This is a genomic window from Collinsella sp. D33t1_170424_A12, from assembly GCF_015554865.1.
Lineage (GTDB): Bacteria > Actinomycetota > Coriobacteriia > Coriobacteriales > Coriobacteriaceae > Collinsella.
Genome location: NZ_JADNJJ010000163.1, coordinates 1 through 1,797, shown reverse-complemented (window position 1 = coordinate 1,797; position 1,797 = coordinate 1). Strand labels below are relative to the sequence as shown.

Sequence of the window (1,797 nt, the reverse complement as noted above, 5' to 3'; positions counted from 1 at the left end):
CAGATCATCCTGCGCGCCATGCGCTGGCTGGGCCTCGATTGGGACGAGGGCCCCGAGGTCGGCGGCGATTTCGGCCCCTATTCGCAGACCGAGCGCCTCGACCTCTACAAGCAGACCGCCGAGCGCCTGCTGGCCGAAGGTAAGGCCTATCCCTGCTTCTGCACCCCCGATCAGCTGGCCGCCGACCGCGAGGCCGCCCAGGCCCGCAAGGACCCCTTCCAGGGCTACCAGCGCCGTTGCCGCGACCTCTCGCCCGAGGAGGCCCAGGCGCGCATCGATGCCGGCGAGCCCTACGTGCTGCGCATCAAGGTACCCCAGGATCGCGGCAACGTTGTGATCAACGACGCCGTGCACGGCGAGGTCACCTTCGACGCCAAGGAGCTCGACGACTTCGTGATCTTCCGCTCCGACGGCACCCCCACGTACAACTTCGCCACCGTGGTTGACGACGCGCTCATGGGTATCACCCACGTCATCCGCGGCGACGACCACCTCTCCAACACCCCGCGCCAGGTCATGGTCTACGAGGCCATGGGCGCCCCGGTGCCCACCTTCGCGCATATCTCCATGATCTTGGGCGCGGATGGCAAGAAGCTCTCCAAGCGCCATGGCGCCACCTCCGTGGAAGAGTACCGCGACGCCGGCTACCTGTCCGACGCCTTCGTGAACTACCTGGCCCTGCTGGGCTGGTCGCTCGACGGCGAGACCACCGTCATCCCGCGCGACGTGCTCGCCAGCCAGTTCAGCCTGGAGCGCATCTCCAAGAACCCGGCGACCTTCGACCCCAAGAAACTCGATTGGATGAACGCCGAGTACATCAACGCGATGGACGACGCGACGTTCGCGGACGGGATCATGTTGCCCGAGCTGCTCGATGCCGGCTTGATCGACGAGGGCTTCGAGGCCGATGAGGAATGGGTCGACGCCCTGGCAGCCATCGTGCGCCCGCGCACCAAGATGCCCGCCGACGCCGCCGCCGTGGCCGCCCCGGTCTTCATGACGGCCGAGACCTTGGAGTACGACGAGAAGTCCGTTTCCAAGGGCCTGGCCAAGGAAGGCATGGGCGCCGTCCTCGACGCTGCGCGCGCTGCGCTCGAAGCTGTGACCGAGTGGACGCCCGCTCACATCGACGCCGCGCTCGAACCGCTGCCCGAGGCGCTCGACGTGAAGAAGCGCCTCGTCTTCGGCGCCGTCCGCGTCGCCGAATGCGGCAACATGGTGAGCCCGCCACTGGGCGAAACCATGGCGCTCATCGGCCGTGACGACTGCCTCGCCCGCATCGACCGCGCCCGCCCGATGGCGCTCTAATCCATCCCCCGGCCCCGGTACATATCCCCCTCGCTCAGCTTCGCTTTGCTCAGAAATCGCTCGGGGGGGTATGTACCGGGGCCTTTGTTGAACCGCTCGAGGCCATCGGGCGGGGCGGGCGCTGCGGTGCAGGGCGGCCCGGCCATTCGCTAAGATAATTCTTGTTGTATTGTTTCGATGTTTGAGGCTTCGACTTGCTCGAGCTGCTGGCCACGAGGGCTGGAAAGAGCTCCGTACGTTTGCTGAGCGAGGCGAAGCCGGCCGCAGGGGCCACACCGGCCCCTGCGGCCGGTCGAGCAGGAGGAACCATGGCAGCTAAGCCGCAATCGTTTGCCACCACCTCGGCGTTCGAGGTGCTCGGGCCCGTTATGGTGGGACCTTCGTCGTCGCATACGGCGGGCGCCCTACGCTGCGCGCGCGTGGCGGCGACGCTCATCGAGGGCGACGTCGCATCCGTTCGCTTCACCCTGTGGAACAGCTTCGCCCACA

General features: G+C 67.1%; 1 protein-coding gene and 1 pseudogene. Both read left to right on the top strand.

Annotated features, from left to right (window positions below; all coding sequences use genetic code 11):
• On the top strand, positions 1-1,308 hold a 1,308-nt coding region (gene gltX / locus I2E26_RS07120; RefSeq protein WP_195420176.1), incomplete at its 5' end, for a glutamate--tRNA ligase.
• A 308-nt stretch (positions 1,309-1,616) separates the two neighbouring features.
• Positions 1,617-1,797 (top strand): annotated as a pseudogene (locus I2E26_RS07115) (serine dehydratase beta chain); the annotation flags it as partial.